Source organism: Enterococcus gallinarum NBRC 100675, from assembly GCF_001544275.1.
GTDB classification, from domain to species: domain Bacteria; phylum Bacillota; class Bacilli; order Lactobacillales; family Enterococcaceae; genus Enterococcus_D; species Enterococcus_D gallinarum.
The window spans coordinates 18,259-32,842 of sequence record NZ_BCQE01000012.1 but is presented as its reverse complement, the minus strand read 5'-3'; the positions used below and the strand labels follow the sequence as shown (position 1 = coordinate 32,842).

Genomic DNA, 14,584 nt, shown 5'->3' with positions numbered 1-14,584 from the left:
GAGGGAACGAAATGCCAACCAAAGAAGTAGTAGATGCAGTAACAATGAAACGAGCATTGACCAGAATCACTTATGAAATCATCGAACGCAACCGAGGGATTGATGACCTTGTCTTAGTAGGAATCAAGACTAGAGGAATCTATATAGCACAACGAATTGCTGAACGCTTGAAACAATTGGAAGGAGTAGAAGTCCCCGTTGGCGAACTGGATATCACATTGTATCGAGACGATAAAAAATCAGATGAAGATCCTGAGATCCATTCTTCTGACATTCCAACAGCAATCGATGGCAAAGAAGTCATCTTGATCGATGATGTGTTGTTTACAGGGCGCACCATCCGGGCAGCATTAGATGCCATCATGGATTTCGGTCGTCCTCGCCGGATTTCACTAGCAGTACTAGTCGATCGAGGGCATCGAGAATTACCGATTCGGGCAGATTTTGTAGGGAAAAATATTCCAACGGCATTAAGCGAACAAATCATTGTTGAAATGGAAGAATCTGACGGTTCTGATCGAATAATGATCAATAAAGAAAACGAGTAGGAAGAAGAGTGACAGACACATGGAAAAGCAAGAATTTCGCAATACCGATGTGGTATTAGATATCAATGATCGCCCAAAGGCATTGCCTTGGTTAGGCTTAAGTCTTCAACATTTATTCACGATGTTCGGAGCAACTGTTTTAGTACCGATCCTAGTTGGGATCAACCCAAGTATCGCTTTAGTAAGTTCCGGTTTGGGGACACTTGTTTACCTCGTTACGACGAAAGGAAAGATTCCCGCATACTTAGGGAGCAGCTTTGCTTTTATCGCTGCAATGCAAATGTTGATGAAATCAGACGGCTACCCGGCAATCGCCCAAGGAGCTGTTACAACAGGACTGGTTTACATCATCGTTTCTCTGATCATCAAAAAGATTGGTGCTGCATGGCTGGATAAAATTTTGCCGCCGATCGTCGTAGGGCCTGTGATCATGGTTATCGGGTTAGGACTAGCTGCTAATGCCGCTCAAAACGCAATGTACAATGGGGACATCTATGATTTTAAATTTATCTTAGTTGCATTGGTTACATTGGGATTGACGATTTTCTTCAACATGTTTTTGCGAGGGTTTCTTGGCTTGATTCCTATCTTACTAGGGATCATTGGTGGTTACTTAGTAGCTTTAGCTGCTGGGATCGTAGACGTGCAGCCAATCATTGATGCTGCTTGGTTCTCATTACCAAGCTTCGAAATTCCCTTTGTTCAATACAAGCCAACGCTACATTTGAATGCAATCACGACGATGGCGCCTATCGCTTTTGTCACGATGACAGAACATATTGGCCATTTGATGGTTTTGAATAAACTAACAAAGCGTAACTTTTTTGAAGAACCCGGATTAAACAAAACATTGATGGGAGACGGCTTTGCGCAAATCGTTGCTGGATTCGTTGGAGGACCCCCTGTGACAAGTTATGGTGAAAACATTGGTGTCTTGGCCATTACGAGAGTGCACAGTGTCTTTGTTATCGGTGGTGCGGCTGTCTTGGCTGTCTTGTTAGGATTTGTCGGAAAATTGAGTGCCTTGATCTTGAGCATCCCAAATCCGGTCATTTCTGGAATCAGCTTCCTATTATTCGGTGTCATTGCTGCAAGCGGGATGAAAATCTTGATCGACAATAAAATCAATTTTGACCGCAAAAAGAATTTGATCATTGCTTCTGTGATCCTAGTGATCGGAATCGGCGGCCTTGTCTTTACGGTCGGAACATTCACCTTATCAGCCATGGCATTAGCAACTGTCTTAGGAATCATTTTAAATCTAATTTTGCCAGAAACATCACGTAGTGAAGAACAATAGCTAGCAGTCAACTAAAAGGGAAAAACTAGGAGGTATTATTCATGATCATCCAATCAGAAAGAATCAGTTTAAAGCATCTTTTGACCGTTGAAGCATTAACAGATCGAGAAGTGATGGGGCTTATCCGCAGAGGGCAGGAATTTAAAAGAGGGGCCAAATGGATGCCACAAAAAGAACAATACTTTGCTACGAACCTTTTCTTTGAAAATAGTACCAGAACCCACAAAAGTTTTGATGTAGCCGAAAAGAAATTAGGTCTTGAAGTGATTGAATTTGACTCCTCAACGAGTTCTGTGCAAAAGGGCGAAACACTGTATGATACCGTGCTGACAATGTCAGCACTAGGCGTGGATGTCGCTGTGATCCGCCACGGGGATGAAAATTATTATGACGAGCTGATCCAAAGTAAAACGATCCAATGCAGCATTATCAATGGAGGCGATGGCAGCGGACAGCATCCCACGCAATGCTTATTAGACTTAATGACGATCTATGAAGAATTTGGCCACTTTGATCAACTGAAAGTAGCGATCGTCGGAGACATCACCCATTCCCGTGTCGCCAAATCAAATATGCAAATGCTCAAACGGTTAGGTGCCAAAGTTTACTTTTCTGGCCCGCCACAATGGTATGACAATGAATTTGAAGTGTATGGACACTGGTTGCCTCTAGATGAATTAGTGGATCAAGTCGATGTGATGATGATGCTTCGGGTCCAACACGAACGCCATGATGGCTCAGAAAGTTTCTCAAAAGAGGCTTACTTACGGGATTATGGATTGACAGTGGAACGTGCAGCAAAAATGCAAGACCATGCCATCATCATGCATCCGGCTCCAGTCAATCGTGATGTTGAACTGGCAGATCCATTAGTTGAAGGGCTGCGTTCAAGAATTGTCACGCAAATGACGAATGGCGTGTTTGTCCGGATGGCAATTTTAGAAGCGGTATTGAATGGCAAAGCTTAATTATAAGAAACGCGACCAATAGAGATAGAGGAGGAAGCAACATGAAAACACTCATTAAGAACGGAAAGATCATCGCTGACGGTGATCATTGTATCCCTGCAGAAATTTGGATCGAAGATGGTATCATCCAAGCGATCGGAACGACTTTTTCAGAAACAGGGTTCGATCAAGTGATCGATGCAAAGCAACAACTGATCACTCCAGGATTAGTGGATGTTCATGTTCACTTCAGAGAGCCAGGATTTGAATACAAAGAAACGATCAAAACAGGAAGTATGGCAGCCGCTCGTGGCGGTTTCACTACTGTTTGTGCCATGCCAAATTTAAATCCTGTGCCAGATACCGCAGAAAAATTGCAACAAGTCTACCAACGTATCCAAGAAGACGCAGTGGTTAATGTTTTGCAGTATGCACCTATCACAGAAGAATTACGTAGTGAAGTTTTAACGGATCAAAAAGCATTGAAAGAAGCCGGCGCTTTTGCATTCACCAATGATGGTGTTGGCGTCCAAACGGCTGGTACGATGTACTTGGCGATGAAAGAAGCAGCCAAAAACCAGATGGCATTAGTGGCCCATACCGAAGATGACTCTCTGTTGTTTGGCGGTGTGATGCATGCGGGTAAGAGAGCAGAAGAACTTGGCTTGCCGGGGATTCTTAGTGCCACAGAAGCATCACAAATTGCCCGGGATGTGCTGTTGGCAGAAGAAACCGGGGCCCATTACCATGTCTGTCATGTTTCGACAAAAGAAAGTGTACGGGTCATTCGTGAAGCCAAACAAGCAGGAATCCATGTGACGGCAGAAGTTTCCCCCCATCACTTACTTTTGATCGATGAAGATATCCCTGGCGATGAAGGATTTTGGAAAATGAATCCGCCGCTTAGAGGCAGAGCAGATCGCGAGGCATTGATCGAAGGATTACTGGACGGGACGATCGATTGTATCGCAACAGACCACGCGCCACATGGCTATGACGAAAAAATGCAAAGTTTTTTAAAAGCACCATTTGGAATCGTCGGTTCAGAATATGCTTTTCAATTGATTTATACGCATTTTGTCAAAACGGGCCGCTTTACACTCCAACAAGCGGTGGCTTGGATGACCGAGAAGCCTGCTGAAATCTTTGGATTGAAAGCTGGCAAATTAATGGTGGGAGCTCCGGCAGATCTTGCGATTTTTGATCTAGAGACAGCTTATACTGTCGATTCGGATCAATTTCTTTCAAAAGGAAAAAACACACCATTTAATAACTGGCCATTATATGGGGATACTACCCATACATTGGTCAATGGAAAATTAGTTTGGCAAAAAGGTAGGGGGATTTTATGAAACGCTGGTTGATTTTGGAAGATGGCACATTATTTGAAGGTGAGGGATTTGGCGCAGAGGTCAATGTCTATGGCGAGATCGTCTTTACCACTAGTATGACAGGGTATCAAGAAACCATTACGGATCAAAGTTTCAATGGTCAGATCATCACCTTTACTTATCCAATGGTAGGAAACTACGGTGTCAATCGGGATGACTATGAATCGATCGCGCCGACTTGTAAAGGTGTTGTAGTGAAAGAACATGCTCGTGTAGCCAGCAACTGGCGGAAACAATTGACCCTGGACGAATTTCTAAAGCGCAAAAACATTCCGGGAATCGCAGGTATCGATACTCGGGCTTTGACTCGTAAAATCCGCCAATTTGGAACGATGAAAGCTAGTATCGTGGATGCCAATGATGAATTTGCTCATGCCTTTGATCAATTGAAAGCAGCCGTTTTGCCAACCAATCAAGTGGCACAAGTTTCAACTTCAAAGCCGTATCCAAGTCCAGGAACAGGACGAAATATCGTCGTGATCGATTTTGGCTTGAAACACAGCATTCTAAGAGAACTTTCTCAACGAAATTGTAATCTGACGATTTTACCCTACAATACCACCGCACAGGAAATTTTGGATCTCGCGCCAGATGGTGTCATGCTAACCAATGGACCTGGTGATCCGAAAAGCCTCCCTGAAGCCATCAAAATGATTCAAGAAATCCAAGGGAAAGTACCAATTTTCGGTATCTGTTTAGGACATCAGTTGTTTGCTTTAGCTAATGGTGCTGATACTTACAAAATGAAATTCGGTCACCGAGGATTGAACCATCCCGTTCGAGAAATCGCTACAGGAAGAATTGATTTCACTTCACAAAATCACGGTTTTGCAGTAGCAGAAGCATCGATTGATCAAGAGAAACTGATCATCACTCATGTGGAAGTCAATGATGGAACCATTGAAGGTGTCCGTCATCGTCGCTACCCAGCATTTAGTGTTCAGTATCATCCAGATGCTGCACCGGGACCTCATGATGGCGTACATTTATTTGATGAATTTTTAGAAATGATCGATGCATGGAAGGAGCAGAACTAAATGCCAAAACGTACAGATATTAAGAAAATCATGGTTATCGGTTCTGGACCGATCATTATTGGCCAAGCAGCCGAATTTGACTATGCAGGAACGCAAGCCTGCTTAGCATTGCGAGAAGAAGGCTATGAAGTTGTGCTGGTCAACTCAAATCCAGCGACGATCATGACCGATAAAGAAATTGCAGACAAAGTTTATATTGAACCAATCACTTTCGAATTTGTCTCCCGGATTTTAAGAAAAGAACGTCCGGATGCGATCTTGCCAACATTAGGCGGTCAAACCGGCTTAAATATGGCGATGGAATTAGCCAATTCCGGCATCTTGGATGAGTTGGAAATCGAGTTGTTAGGAACCAAATTAGCAGCGATTGATCAAGCAGAAGACCGTGATCTATTCAAGCAATTAATGGAAGAGTTAAATCAACCGATTCCTGAATCGGAGATCGTTTCAACAGTGGAAGAAGCAGTTACTTTTGCAACTAAGATTGGGTATCCAATCATCGTTCGTCCAGCCTTTACCCTTGGCGGTACCGGAGGCGGTATGTGTAATAATGAAGAGGAATTGCGAGTGATTGCTGAGAATGGTCTAAAACTGTCACCAGTGACGCAATGTCTGATCGAACGCAGTATTGCCGGCTACAAGGAAATCGAATATGAAGTCATGCGAGATTCCGCTGATAATGCCATCGTTGTCTGCAACATGGAAAACTTTGATCCTGTCGGAATTCACACGGGCGATTCAATCGTTTTTGCACCAAGTCAAACTCTTTCTGACCATGAATACCAAATGTTGCGGGATGCTTCTTTAAAAATCATTCGCGCATTGAAAATCGAAGGCGGCTGTAATGTTCAATTAGCCCTTGATCCTCACAGCTTTAATTACTATGTGATCGAAGTGAACCCTCGGGTTTCCCGTTCGTCTGCTCTGGCAAGTAAAGCCACAGGCTATCCGATTGCGAAATTGGCAGCCAAAATCGCTGTTGGGTTGACATTAGATGAAATGAAAAATCCTGTCACAGAAACAACTTATGCCGAGTTTGAACCGGCATTGGATTACGTGGTAGCCAAAATCCCTCGTTGGCCCTTTGACAAATTTGAGTCCGGCGAACGCCGTTTAGGGACACAGATGAAAGCAACCGGTGAAGTGATGGCTATCGGTCGGAACATCGAAGAGTCTCTGTTGAAAGCTGTTCGTTCATTAGAGATCGGCACACATCATATTGAAATGAAAGAATTAGAACAGCTTTCAGACAATGACTTGATCGATAAGGTGATCAAAGCGCAAGATGATCGCTTATTTTATGTAATGGAAGCCATTCGCCGCGGCTATGCCATTGAAGAATTGAATGAAATGACGAAAATCGATCTTTTCTTCTTGGATAAAATGCTGCACATCTATGAAATCGAACAAGAACTTGCTGCAAACAGCCAAGATTTTACAACATTAAAACGAGCAAAACAAAATGGTTTTACCGACAAAAAGATCGCTGAACTATGGCAGATGACAGAACAAGAGATTCGAGACATCCGTAAGGAAAATCAGTTGCTTCCCGTCTACAAAATGGTGGACACTTGTGCCGCTGAGTTTGAGTCGGCAACGCCTTACTTCTATAGTACGTATGAGTTTGAGAACGAGAGTGTTCGCAGTGAAAAAGAATCTGTTTTAGTCTTAGGTTCTGGGCCAATCCGCATCGGTCAAGGTGTGGAATTCGATTATGCAACAGTACACTCGGTCAAAGCGATTCAGGCTGCGGGCTATGAAGCCATTATCATGAATAGCAATCCGGAAACCGTTTCGACAGACTTCTCGATTTCCGATAAATTGTATTTTGAGCCATTGACACTAGAAGATGTCTTGCATGTGATCGAACTGGAACAACCAATTGGGGTCATTGTTCAATTTGGGGGTCAAACAGCGATCAATTTGGCGGAGCCATTAGTTGCCGCAGGAGTCAACATCTTAGGTACTAGTATCGAAGACCTCGATCGTGCTGAAAACCGTGATCTCTTTGAACAAGCGTTACAGGCATTAGCTATTCCACAGCCCCCAGGAGATACTGCAACAAATACCACGGAAGCAGTGGCGATCGCTAATCGTATCGGTTATCCGGTCCTTGTTCGTCCGAGTTATGTCTTAGGTGGTCGGGCAATGGAAATCGTTGAGAACCAAGCGGATCTGGAAGATTATATGAAGCATGCAGTAAAAGCTTCTCCCGAACACCCTGTTTTAGTCGATCGGTACTTAGTAGGGAAAGAATGTGAAGTTGACGCAATTTGTGATGGCACGACGGTTTTGATTCCGGGAATCATGGAACATATTGAACGAGCAGGGGTCCACTCAGGTGACTCGATGGCAGTCTATCCGCCGCAAAACCTTTCTGACGCAACGATTGCCACCATCGAAGACTATACGAAACGGTTAGCATTGGGATTGAATTGTGTCGGAATGATGAATATTCAATTTGTTATTCACGAGGAAAAAGTTTACGTCATTGAAGTCAATCCTCGGGCCAGCCGAACCGTTCCATTTTTGAGCAAGGTCACAGAGATTCCTATGGCACAGATCGCGACAAAAGCGATTTTAGGAGAAAAATTGGCGGATCTGGGCTACCGTGATGGTCTTTATCCAACACCAAACGAAGTTCACATCAAAGCACCGGTCTTTTCTTTCACCAAGTTACAAAAAGTCGATACTTACTTAGGTCCGGAAATGAAATCAACCGGTGAAGTCATGGGTTCAGACAAAAACTTAGAAAAAGCTTTATATAAAGCTTTCGAAGCAGCTGGTTTGCATATTCCGGAATTCGGGAAAGTTCTCTTTACCGTAGCGGATGAAAGCAAAGCAGAGGCCGCCGTGTTAGCTGCGCGCTTTTTCGAAATCGGCTTCTCGATCTTGGCGACGAAAGGAACAGCCGATTACTTTGAAGGCTATGGCTTGCCAGTCACTCGGGTAGCGAAAATTTCTGAAACAGAAGATGAAACTGTCGTTGATCTCATCAGAAAAGGCGTGACACAAGTGGTGGTCAATACAATGGATAAAAATCGTCAAAAAGCCACTGAAGACGGATTTATTATTCGCCGGGAAGCAGTCGAGCACGGGGTGCCGCTCTTTACCTCGTTAGATACCGCTGATGCCATTCTTCAAGTAATGGAATCAAGAGGTTTTTCAACGAAAGCAATCTAGCAGTCAGAAAGGAAAACAGCTCATGAAACAAGAACGAATGACCATTACAAAACAGCGAATGCTCGCACCGCGAATCTACGAGATGACTCTCTCTGGTGCCCTCGTTCAAGAAATGACCACACCGGGACAATTTCTGCATATCCGAGTGCCTGATGATGCCTTTCTCTTGAGACGACCAATCAGCATTAGCTGGATCGACCAAGAAAGCCAAAGTTGTCGCATCATTTATCGGACAGAAGGGGAGGGAACCAAGCGGTTTGCCCATCTGCAAAGCGGGGATCAATTGGATGTTTTAGGCCCTCTAGGGAATGGCTTTCATATCGAAGATTTACAAAAAGATGAGACTGTTTTTATCGTAGGTGGTGGTATCGGTGTCCCACCACTCTACGTACTTTCCAAACAATTAGTCGCAAAAGGTGTACGGCCGATTCATTTTTTGGGATTTGCTAGTTCGGAAGTCATGTATTACGAAGAGGCGTTTCAAGCTCTAGGGGATACACGAATCGCAACGGATGATGGCACCTATGGCGTTCAAGGGAATGTCGGTAATCTATTGTTAGCAGCCGATAGCAAACCTGTGGCTGTTTTTGCCTGCGGCAACAATGGCTTGTTAAAAACGGTTGAACAACTTTTCCAAGACTGTCCGAATGTGCAACTTTCATTGGAATCTCGCATGGCTTGCGGGATAGGTGCTTGCTATGCTTGTGTTTGTCACAAAGCCGATGATCCAACAGGGACCAAAAGTGTCAAAGTCTGTGACGAAGGTCCTGTTTTTCAAGCTGGAAAGGTGGTTATTTAAGTGGTTTTAGCTGTTGAATTACCGGGGTTGTCGCTCAAAAACCCCATAATGCCGGCTAGTGGCTGTTTTGGTTTTGGCGCAGAATACAACAAGTATTATGATATCAGTCAGCTCGGTGCCGTCATGATCAAAGCCACGACCCCAGAAGCACGCTTTGGCAATCCAACACCGCGAGTGGCTGAAACACCAAGCGGCATGTTGAATGCGATTGGCTTACAAAATCCTGGCCTTCGAGTAGTCATGGAAGACATTTTGCCAGAGTTAGCGCAAAAGCATCCAGATCTGCCGATCATCGCAAACGTGGCTGGTTCCACTCAAGAAGATTATGTCACTGTCTGTCAAAAAATCAGTCAAGCGCCGAATGTAAAAGCCATTGAATTAAATGTTTCCTGCCCTAACGTCAAACATGGTGGTATTACTTTTGGTACCGATCCTCAAGTGGCGAAAGAACTGACCCAAGCAGTCAAAGCCGTTTCCCAAGTACCGATCTATGTCAAACTATCGCCAAATGTGACCGATATCGTACCCATTGCCAAAGCAATCGAAGCGGGGGGTGCCGATGGTTTCACGATGATCAATACGTTATTGGGCATGCGCATTGATTTGAAGACACGACGTCCTATTTTGGCCAACCAGACCGGGGGGCTCTCAGGCCCAGCCATCAAGCCAGTGGCGATTCGTTTGATCAAACAAGTGGCACAAGTTTCTTCGTTGCCGATCATTGGCATGGGCGGTGTGATGACGGTTGATGATGTGTTAGAAATGTACTTAGCTGGGGCGAGTGCGGTAGCAGTTGGTACCGCAAATTTTACCGATCCTTACATTTGTCCCAAGTTGATCGAAGAATTGCCTGTACGAATGGCAGAATTAGGCATCGAATCTTTGGCACAGTTGATCAAGGAAGTAAGAGAGGGGCATTAAGATGATTGAACGACCAATTATTGCTTTGGATTTTCCAAGCAAAAAAGAAATTGAGCTTTTTTTAGAGAAATTTCCTAAAACAGAAAAATTATTCGTCAAAGTCGGTATGGAAATCTTTTATCAAGAAGGACCAGAAATCGTCAGCTGGTTAAAAGAATTAGGCCATGACATTTTCTTAGACTTAAAACTTCACGACATTCCCAATACCGTCGAGCGGGCCATGGCACGTTTGGCAAATCTTGGGGTCGCGATCACCAATGTTCATGCGGCGGGTGGTATTGAGATGATGACAGCAGCAAAGCGGGGACTGCAAAATGGCACCAAGGAAGGCCAAAATGTGCCGTTATTGATTGCTGTCACACAGCTGACTTCTACTTGCGAAGAACAAATGCAGCAAGAACAGCTTATTTCTGTTTCTTTAGAAGAAAGCGTGCGTCATTATGCTCAATGTGCAGAAAAAGCAGGATTAGATGGAGTGGTTTGTTCCGCCCAAGAAGCAGCTGCCATCAAGGGAGCTACCAATTCTGAATTTATGTGCTTAACCCCAGGAATTCGTCCGGCTGGTAGTGATGCCGGAGATCAGAAACGAATCGTCACACCAGCAAAAGCAAGACAAATTGGTTCTTCTGCGATTGTTGTCGGTCGACCAATCACACAATCTGCAACACCTTTTGATACTTACCAAGAAATTAAACAAGCATGGAAGGAAGCTATTCAATGACAGAAATCAGTAAAGCAATTGCCAAAGACCTTTTAACGATTGAAGCAGTATTTTTACGTCCAAATGAACCATTTACTTGGGCAAGCGGCATCAAAAGCCCGATTTATTGTGATAATCGTATGACAATGAGTTACCCTGCTGTACGTAAAGCGATTGCCAGTGGTTTAGCTGCGCAAATCAAAGAACACTTTCCAGAAGTTGAAGTAATTGCGGGGACAGCTACTGCTGGGATTCCTCATGCCGCTTGGGTGGCAGATATTCTTGATTTGCCAATGGTCTATATCCGCAGCAAAGCCAAAGATCATGGCAAAGGAAACCAAATCGAAGGACGTATCACAGAAGGTCAGAAAATGGTTGTGATCGAAGATTTGATCTCTACTGGCGGCAGTGTGTTAGAAGCTTGCGAAGCAGCCGCTCGCGAAGGGGCGAATGTTCTGGGGGTGGCAGCGATCTTTACCTATGAATTGCCGCAGGGATTAACCAACTTTGAAAAGGCCCAGCTGCCATTAGTGACGTTGACCAACTATTCAACAATGATCGATACTGCATTAGAGATGGACTATATCGGAAAAGAAGATATTGCATTGCTGCAGCAATGGAAACAGTCACCTCAAACTTGGACTGGTAAATAAGAACAACGAATATGCCTGGAGTGATCCAAGAGCATATTCGTTTTATTTTTATCTTTTTTCTGATACGATTTGAGACGATTCATCAAAAGTTATCTGGCAGTTGAAAGGCAGCCAGTTTCAATAGGGAGGCAGTTTTATTGAAAAGAAATATGGATGTTCCATGGAGTTATTCTGGGGAGAATGGTCCTGAGTATTGGCACACATTGTGTGACTGGTATGCTGAAGGAGCGGAGTTTCCATTGCAATCGCCCATTGCGCTTTACCATGACGATACAGAGGAACCTGTCGATGAGGATTTAAGCTTCCATTACCATCGGGAACGCTTTACTGAAAAAGAATTTAAAAATACGATTCATTTTGTTCCATATAATAAAGAAAGTTACGTGACCTTTCAAGGCATCAATTACTACCTGACGGATATTCATTTTCATATGCCTTCTGAGCATATCATCGATGATGAGCAGCAAGAACTTGAATTTCATTTGGTACATATGAATGAACAAGGAGAAAACTTAGTAGTCGGTATTTTGTTCCGGTTAACAGATAAATTAAATTGGATCTGTAATCAGCAAGATGATAGTATTTGGGATTTCAAAAACCATACCCAATGGTTTGACCCATCGATGTTTTTACCGGAAATGACCCACCATTTTCACTATGTGGGTTCTTTGACAACTCCTCCGACCAAAGGTCCGATCAACTGGTTTGTATTTGACTGGGTAGGTGAGATGAGTCGTCGCTTTATTCTGGAATTTCGTGAAGAAGTTTTGGAAAACAATAATCGTCCATTGCAGGATCGAAAAGACCGACCAATCTACTTTTACTGATGGTCTAGCGAGCGAAAGGAAGGCTACGAAATGGATCAGTTTCAAGAGTACCTAACAAAAGAATTGTCAGAGGCACAGCGAAAAGTCCTGAAGCCGTTATTTGAACATATATTAACTGAATTCCCGGATTTGCAGACTCGAATTGCTTGGAACCAGCCGATGTTTACGGATCATGGAACCTTCATTTTGGGTATTAGCAGTTCGAAGAAACATTTCTCAGTCTCGCCAGAAGTGAAAACGATGGCCTTGTTCAATACCCGCATTGAAGCAAGTGGCTACTCACAAACAAAAAACATTTTTCGTATTTTATGGGATCAGCCGGTTGACGAAAAGCTGATCTTCGACATTATCCGTTTTAATATGGAAGACAAAGCGGATTGTCAAACCTTTTGGCGCTAGATAGTCGTTGAGTAGTTTTTGAAAGTAAATTTGAATGGCCAACAAAAAAAGACGAATCAATCGTCTTTTTTTTGTTGGTTTAAATCCGGAATCATCAGCCAATGGCGATCGCATTATGCTAAAATAGTGGAAAATACACGAAAATCCTTTTAAAAATACCGACGATTGTGAATGAAAGTACAATTACATCTTTTTTAGAAAAAAAGAGCAGAGGCCGCTAAGCTTTTTTCTCTTAGTTGTTTTATAGTGTGAGAAAGGAGACTTCTATGCATGCATGGGAAGCCATACAGAAAACATTGGACCATATTGAAGCAAATTTAGCTGAGACAATCGAAATTGATGAGTTAGCCAAAGTTGCTGCTTTGTCGCCGTTTTATTATCAGCGTTTATTCACGCGATTAGTCAAATCCTCAGTCAGAGAGTATATCAAGTTACGCCGTTTGGCTGTAGCAGCAACCTATTTACAAGAACAGCAACGGCGAATCATTGATATTGCGCTGGAGGTTGGATTCAATAATCCTATTTCTTTTTCGCGATCGTTTAAAGAAGTTTATGGCATTTCACCCTCACACTATCAGAAACATTTGCTCCCATTACAAAATTTCGATAAACCAGATTTATCCCTTAGCCATATTGTGGTAGAGGAAGGGGAACCGTTGATCAGTGAAGGAGTCGTCTTAGCAATCCAGCAGAAAAAAATGGATCAGCCGCGGGTTTTCAATGGTATCGTTGGTTATTATCCTTTCAAGTACGGCAAAATGTTAGGAGAAAGAACCGGCATAGATCCAGTTGAAAAGATTTGGCAAGACTTTTTTCACGCTTGCGCCAATCATTCGTTTTTGCGAGCAGAGACGCTCATTGGTGTTTCCTATCCAGGAGGGGCACCAGCAGGTCATTCCAGTTATTTTGTCGGGGCAGAATCTGTCACTGGAAGATATGAGAAAGAAATGAGCCATCTGACAAGCTGGACATTACCGGCTCGTGACTATGTTGTTTGCAGCTTTGAGACGACTAAAGCACAAATGATCGTCGGGATGGGTAAGGCAATGAGGTATACTCGTTTTTGGCTAAAAAAACACGGTTTGATAGCGGATGGCTTTTTTCCTGAGCTTTATCGACAATCGCAAACGGAGATCATGATTGTCGAATTATGGATTCCTTTTAAAACAAGAGAAAATTTTCAAGGAGGAAAAACAAATGATAAATTATGAAGAGGGGCTAACATTACTGGAAGAAAAGTTTGGTAACGACAAGGACAATTTGATCTCTTTAGCAACGATTGCGCGCAATTCCGGTGAAAATGGGTTGCCTCGTCCTGTGGTGCGGGATGTCGATGCTTATTATGAGAATGGTGTCTTTTATGTATCGACCCATGAAAGCTCCAACAAAATCCAGCAAATCAAAGAAAATCCCGAAGTTTCTATCGCAGTCTGTGGCGAATGGTTTACCGCTAATGGCTTCGGAGAAAATCTAGGATGGGTCTTGGACCCAAAAAATGCGGAACTGAGAAAGAAAATTCGCAAGGCGTTTGTTTGGTACGATGAAGTTAATGATGAAGCGGATCAAGGCTGTTGTTTTCTTGCCATTCGGTTAATGAAAGGGACATTGAATATCAATCACTGGGAAAAGCTCTATCATTTTGATTTTGAAAATAAGCGCATGATCGATCAAAATGATACTTTTTAACCACCAGCAATGCATCGATACCATTGATCAGTCATCTGGGCTAGCGTTGTTTCTATGAAATGGCTTGGCTGATGTGTCCAAGCGCTTCTTTGCGTTTCCAAGTATTTTTCCATAAAAAATGAGCCACTTACGGATTGTTCTATCCAACCATTCTCAGCGCTTGACGAGAAGGCTGTGCGTTAGAGACATGTAA

General features: G+C 43.4%; 13 protein-coding genes and 1 pseudogene. All 14 read left to right on the top strand.

Going from position 1 to position 14,584, the window contains the following annotated elements:
- Positions 1–11 precede the first annotated feature (11 nt).
- Positions 12–548, top strand: a complete 537-nt coding sequence (gene pyrR / locus EG2_RS08110; protein WP_003126614.1) for a bifunctional pyr operon transcriptional regulator/uracil phosphoribosyltransferase PyrR — start codon at positions 12–14, stop codon at positions 546–548.
- Between the two features lie 19 nt (positions 549–567).
- A complete protein-coding gene (locus EG2_RS08105) occupies positions 568–1,848 on the top strand; it encodes a solute carrier family 23 protein (protein WP_003126613.1) in 1,281 nt (426 codons plus the stop codon).
- A gap of 41 nt (positions 1,849–1,889) precedes the next feature.
- Positions 1,890–2,816 carry an aspartate carbamoyltransferase catalytic subunit gene (locus tag EG2_RS08100; RefSeq protein ID WP_060814300.1) on the top strand — a complete coding sequence of 309 codons (927 nt, stop codon included), beginning with the start codon at positions 1,890–1,892 and terminating at the stop codon, positions 2,814–2,816.
- Between the two features lie 41 nt (positions 2,817–2,857).
- The gene (locus EG2_RS08095) at positions 2,858–4,147 is read left to right on the top strand and encodes a dihydroorotase (protein ID WP_060814299.1); all 1,290 of its coding nucleotides are present in this window, start codon (positions 2,858–2,860) and stop codon (positions 4,145–4,147) included.
- Positions 4,144–5,223 (top strand): carbamoyl phosphate synthase small subunit, encoded by a 1,080-nt coding sequence (locus EG2_RS18815; protein WP_060814298.1) that lies wholly within the window; start codon positions 4,144–4,146, stop codon positions 5,221–5,223. The genes EG2_RS08095 and EG2_RS18815 overlap by 4 nt, the downstream gene beginning before the upstream one ends.
- Positions 5,224–8,406 carry a carbamoyl-phosphate synthase large subunit gene (gene carB / locus EG2_RS08085; protein ID WP_060814297.1) on the top strand — a complete coding sequence of 1,061 codons (3,183 nt, stop codon included), beginning with the start codon at positions 5,224–5,226 and terminating at the stop codon, positions 8,404–8,406.
- A 10-nt stretch (positions 8,407–8,416) separates the two neighbouring features.
- A pseudogene (locus tag EG2_RS19330) lies at positions 8,417–9,205 on the top strand (dihydroorotate dehydrogenase electron transfer subunit); the annotation flags it as partial.
- Complete coding sequence (locus EG2_RS19325; protein WP_071870113.1) at positions 9,206–10,126, top strand: dihydroorotate dehydrogenase; 921 nt, start codon at positions 9,206–9,208, stop codon at positions 10,124–10,126.
- A gap of 1 nt (position 10,127) precedes the next feature.
- Positions 10,128–10,847 (top strand): orotidine-5'-phosphate decarboxylase, encoded by a 720-nt coding sequence (pyrF, locus tag EG2_RS08070; protein WP_060814295.1) that lies wholly within the window; start codon positions 10,128–10,130, stop codon positions 10,845–10,847.
- On the top strand, positions 10,844–11,479 hold the full coding sequence (gene pyrE, locus EG2_RS08065; RefSeq protein WP_060814294.1) for an orotate phosphoribosyltransferase: 636 nt from the start codon (positions 10,844–10,846) through the stop codon (positions 11,477–11,479). Before pyrF ends, pyrE begins: the two co-directional genes overlap by 4 nt.
- A 149-nt stretch (positions 11,480–11,628) precedes the next feature.
- Positions 11,629–12,306 carry a carbonic anhydrase family protein gene (locus EG2_RS08060; RefSeq protein WP_060814367.1) on the top strand — a complete coding sequence of 226 codons (678 nt, stop codon included), beginning with the start codon at positions 11,629–11,631 and terminating at the stop codon, positions 12,304–12,306.
- Positions 12,307–12,336: 30 nt separating this feature from the next.
- Entirely contained in the window at positions 12,337–12,705 is a 369-nt protein-coding gene (locus tag EG2_RS08055) for an iron chaperone (RefSeq protein ID WP_060814293.1), read from the top strand.
- A gap of 266 nt (positions 12,706–12,971) precedes the next feature.
- Positions 12,972–13,916, top strand: coding sequence for an AraC family transcriptional regulator (locus EG2_RS08050; RefSeq protein ID WP_060814292.1), 945 nt, complete (start codon positions 12,972–12,974; stop codon positions 13,914–13,916).
- Positions 13,903–14,391 carry a pyridoxamine 5'-phosphate oxidase family protein gene (locus EG2_RS08045; RefSeq protein ID WP_060814291.1) on the top strand — a complete coding sequence of 163 codons (489 nt, stop codon included), beginning with the start codon at positions 13,903–13,905 and terminating at the stop codon, positions 14,389–14,391. Before EG2_RS08050 ends, EG2_RS08045 begins: the two co-directional genes overlap by 14 nt.
- Positions 14,392–14,584: the final 193 nt, after the last annotated feature.

Excerpts from the sequence above, each read along its gene's own strand:
- EG2_RS08050 (WP_060814292.1), top strand. The coding sequence starts at position 12,972 with ATGCATGCATGGGAAGCCATACAGAAAACATTGGACCATATTGAAGCA.
- EG2_RS08045 (WP_060814291.1), top strand. The coding sequence starts at position 13,903 with ATGATAAATTATGAAGAGGGGCTAACATTACTGGAAGAAAAGTTTGGT.
- pyrF (WP_060814295.1), top strand. The coding sequence starts at position 10,128 with ATGATTGAACGACCAATTATTGCTTTGGATTTTCCAAGCAAAAAAGAA.
- carB (WP_060814297.1), top strand. The coding sequence starts at position 5,224 with ATGCCAAAACGTACAGATATTAAGAAAATCATGGTTATCGGTTCTGGA.
- EG2_RS08095 (WP_060814299.1), top strand. The coding sequence starts at position 2,858 with ATGAAAACACTCATTAAGAACGGAAAGATCATCGCTGACGGTGATCAT.
- EG2_RS08055 (WP_060814293.1), top strand. The coding sequence starts at position 12,337 with ATGGATCAGTTTCAAGAGTACCTAACAAAAGAATTGTCAGAGGCACAG.
- EG2_RS08100 (WP_060814300.1), top strand. The coding sequence starts at position 1,890 with ATGATCATCCAATCAGAAAGAATCAGTTTAAAGCATCTTTTGACCGTT.
- EG2_RS08105 (WP_003126613.1), top strand. The coding sequence starts at position 568 with ATGGAAAAGCAAGAATTTCGCAATACCGATGTGGTATTAGATATCAAT.
- pyrE (WP_060814294.1), top strand. The coding sequence starts at position 10,844 with ATGACAGAAATCAGTAAAGCAATTGCCAAAGACCTTTTAACGATTGAA.
- pyrR (WP_003126614.1), top strand. The coding sequence starts at position 12 with ATGCCAACCAAAGAAGTAGTAGATGCAGTAACAATGAAACGAGCATTG.
- EG2_RS18815 (WP_060814298.1), top strand. The coding sequence starts at position 4,144 with ATGAAACGCTGGTTGATTTTGGAAGATGGCACATTATTTGAAGGTGAG.
- EG2_RS08060 (WP_060814367.1), top strand. The coding sequence starts at position 11,629 with ATGGATGTTCCATGGAGTTATTCTGGGGAGAATGGTCCTGAGTATTGG.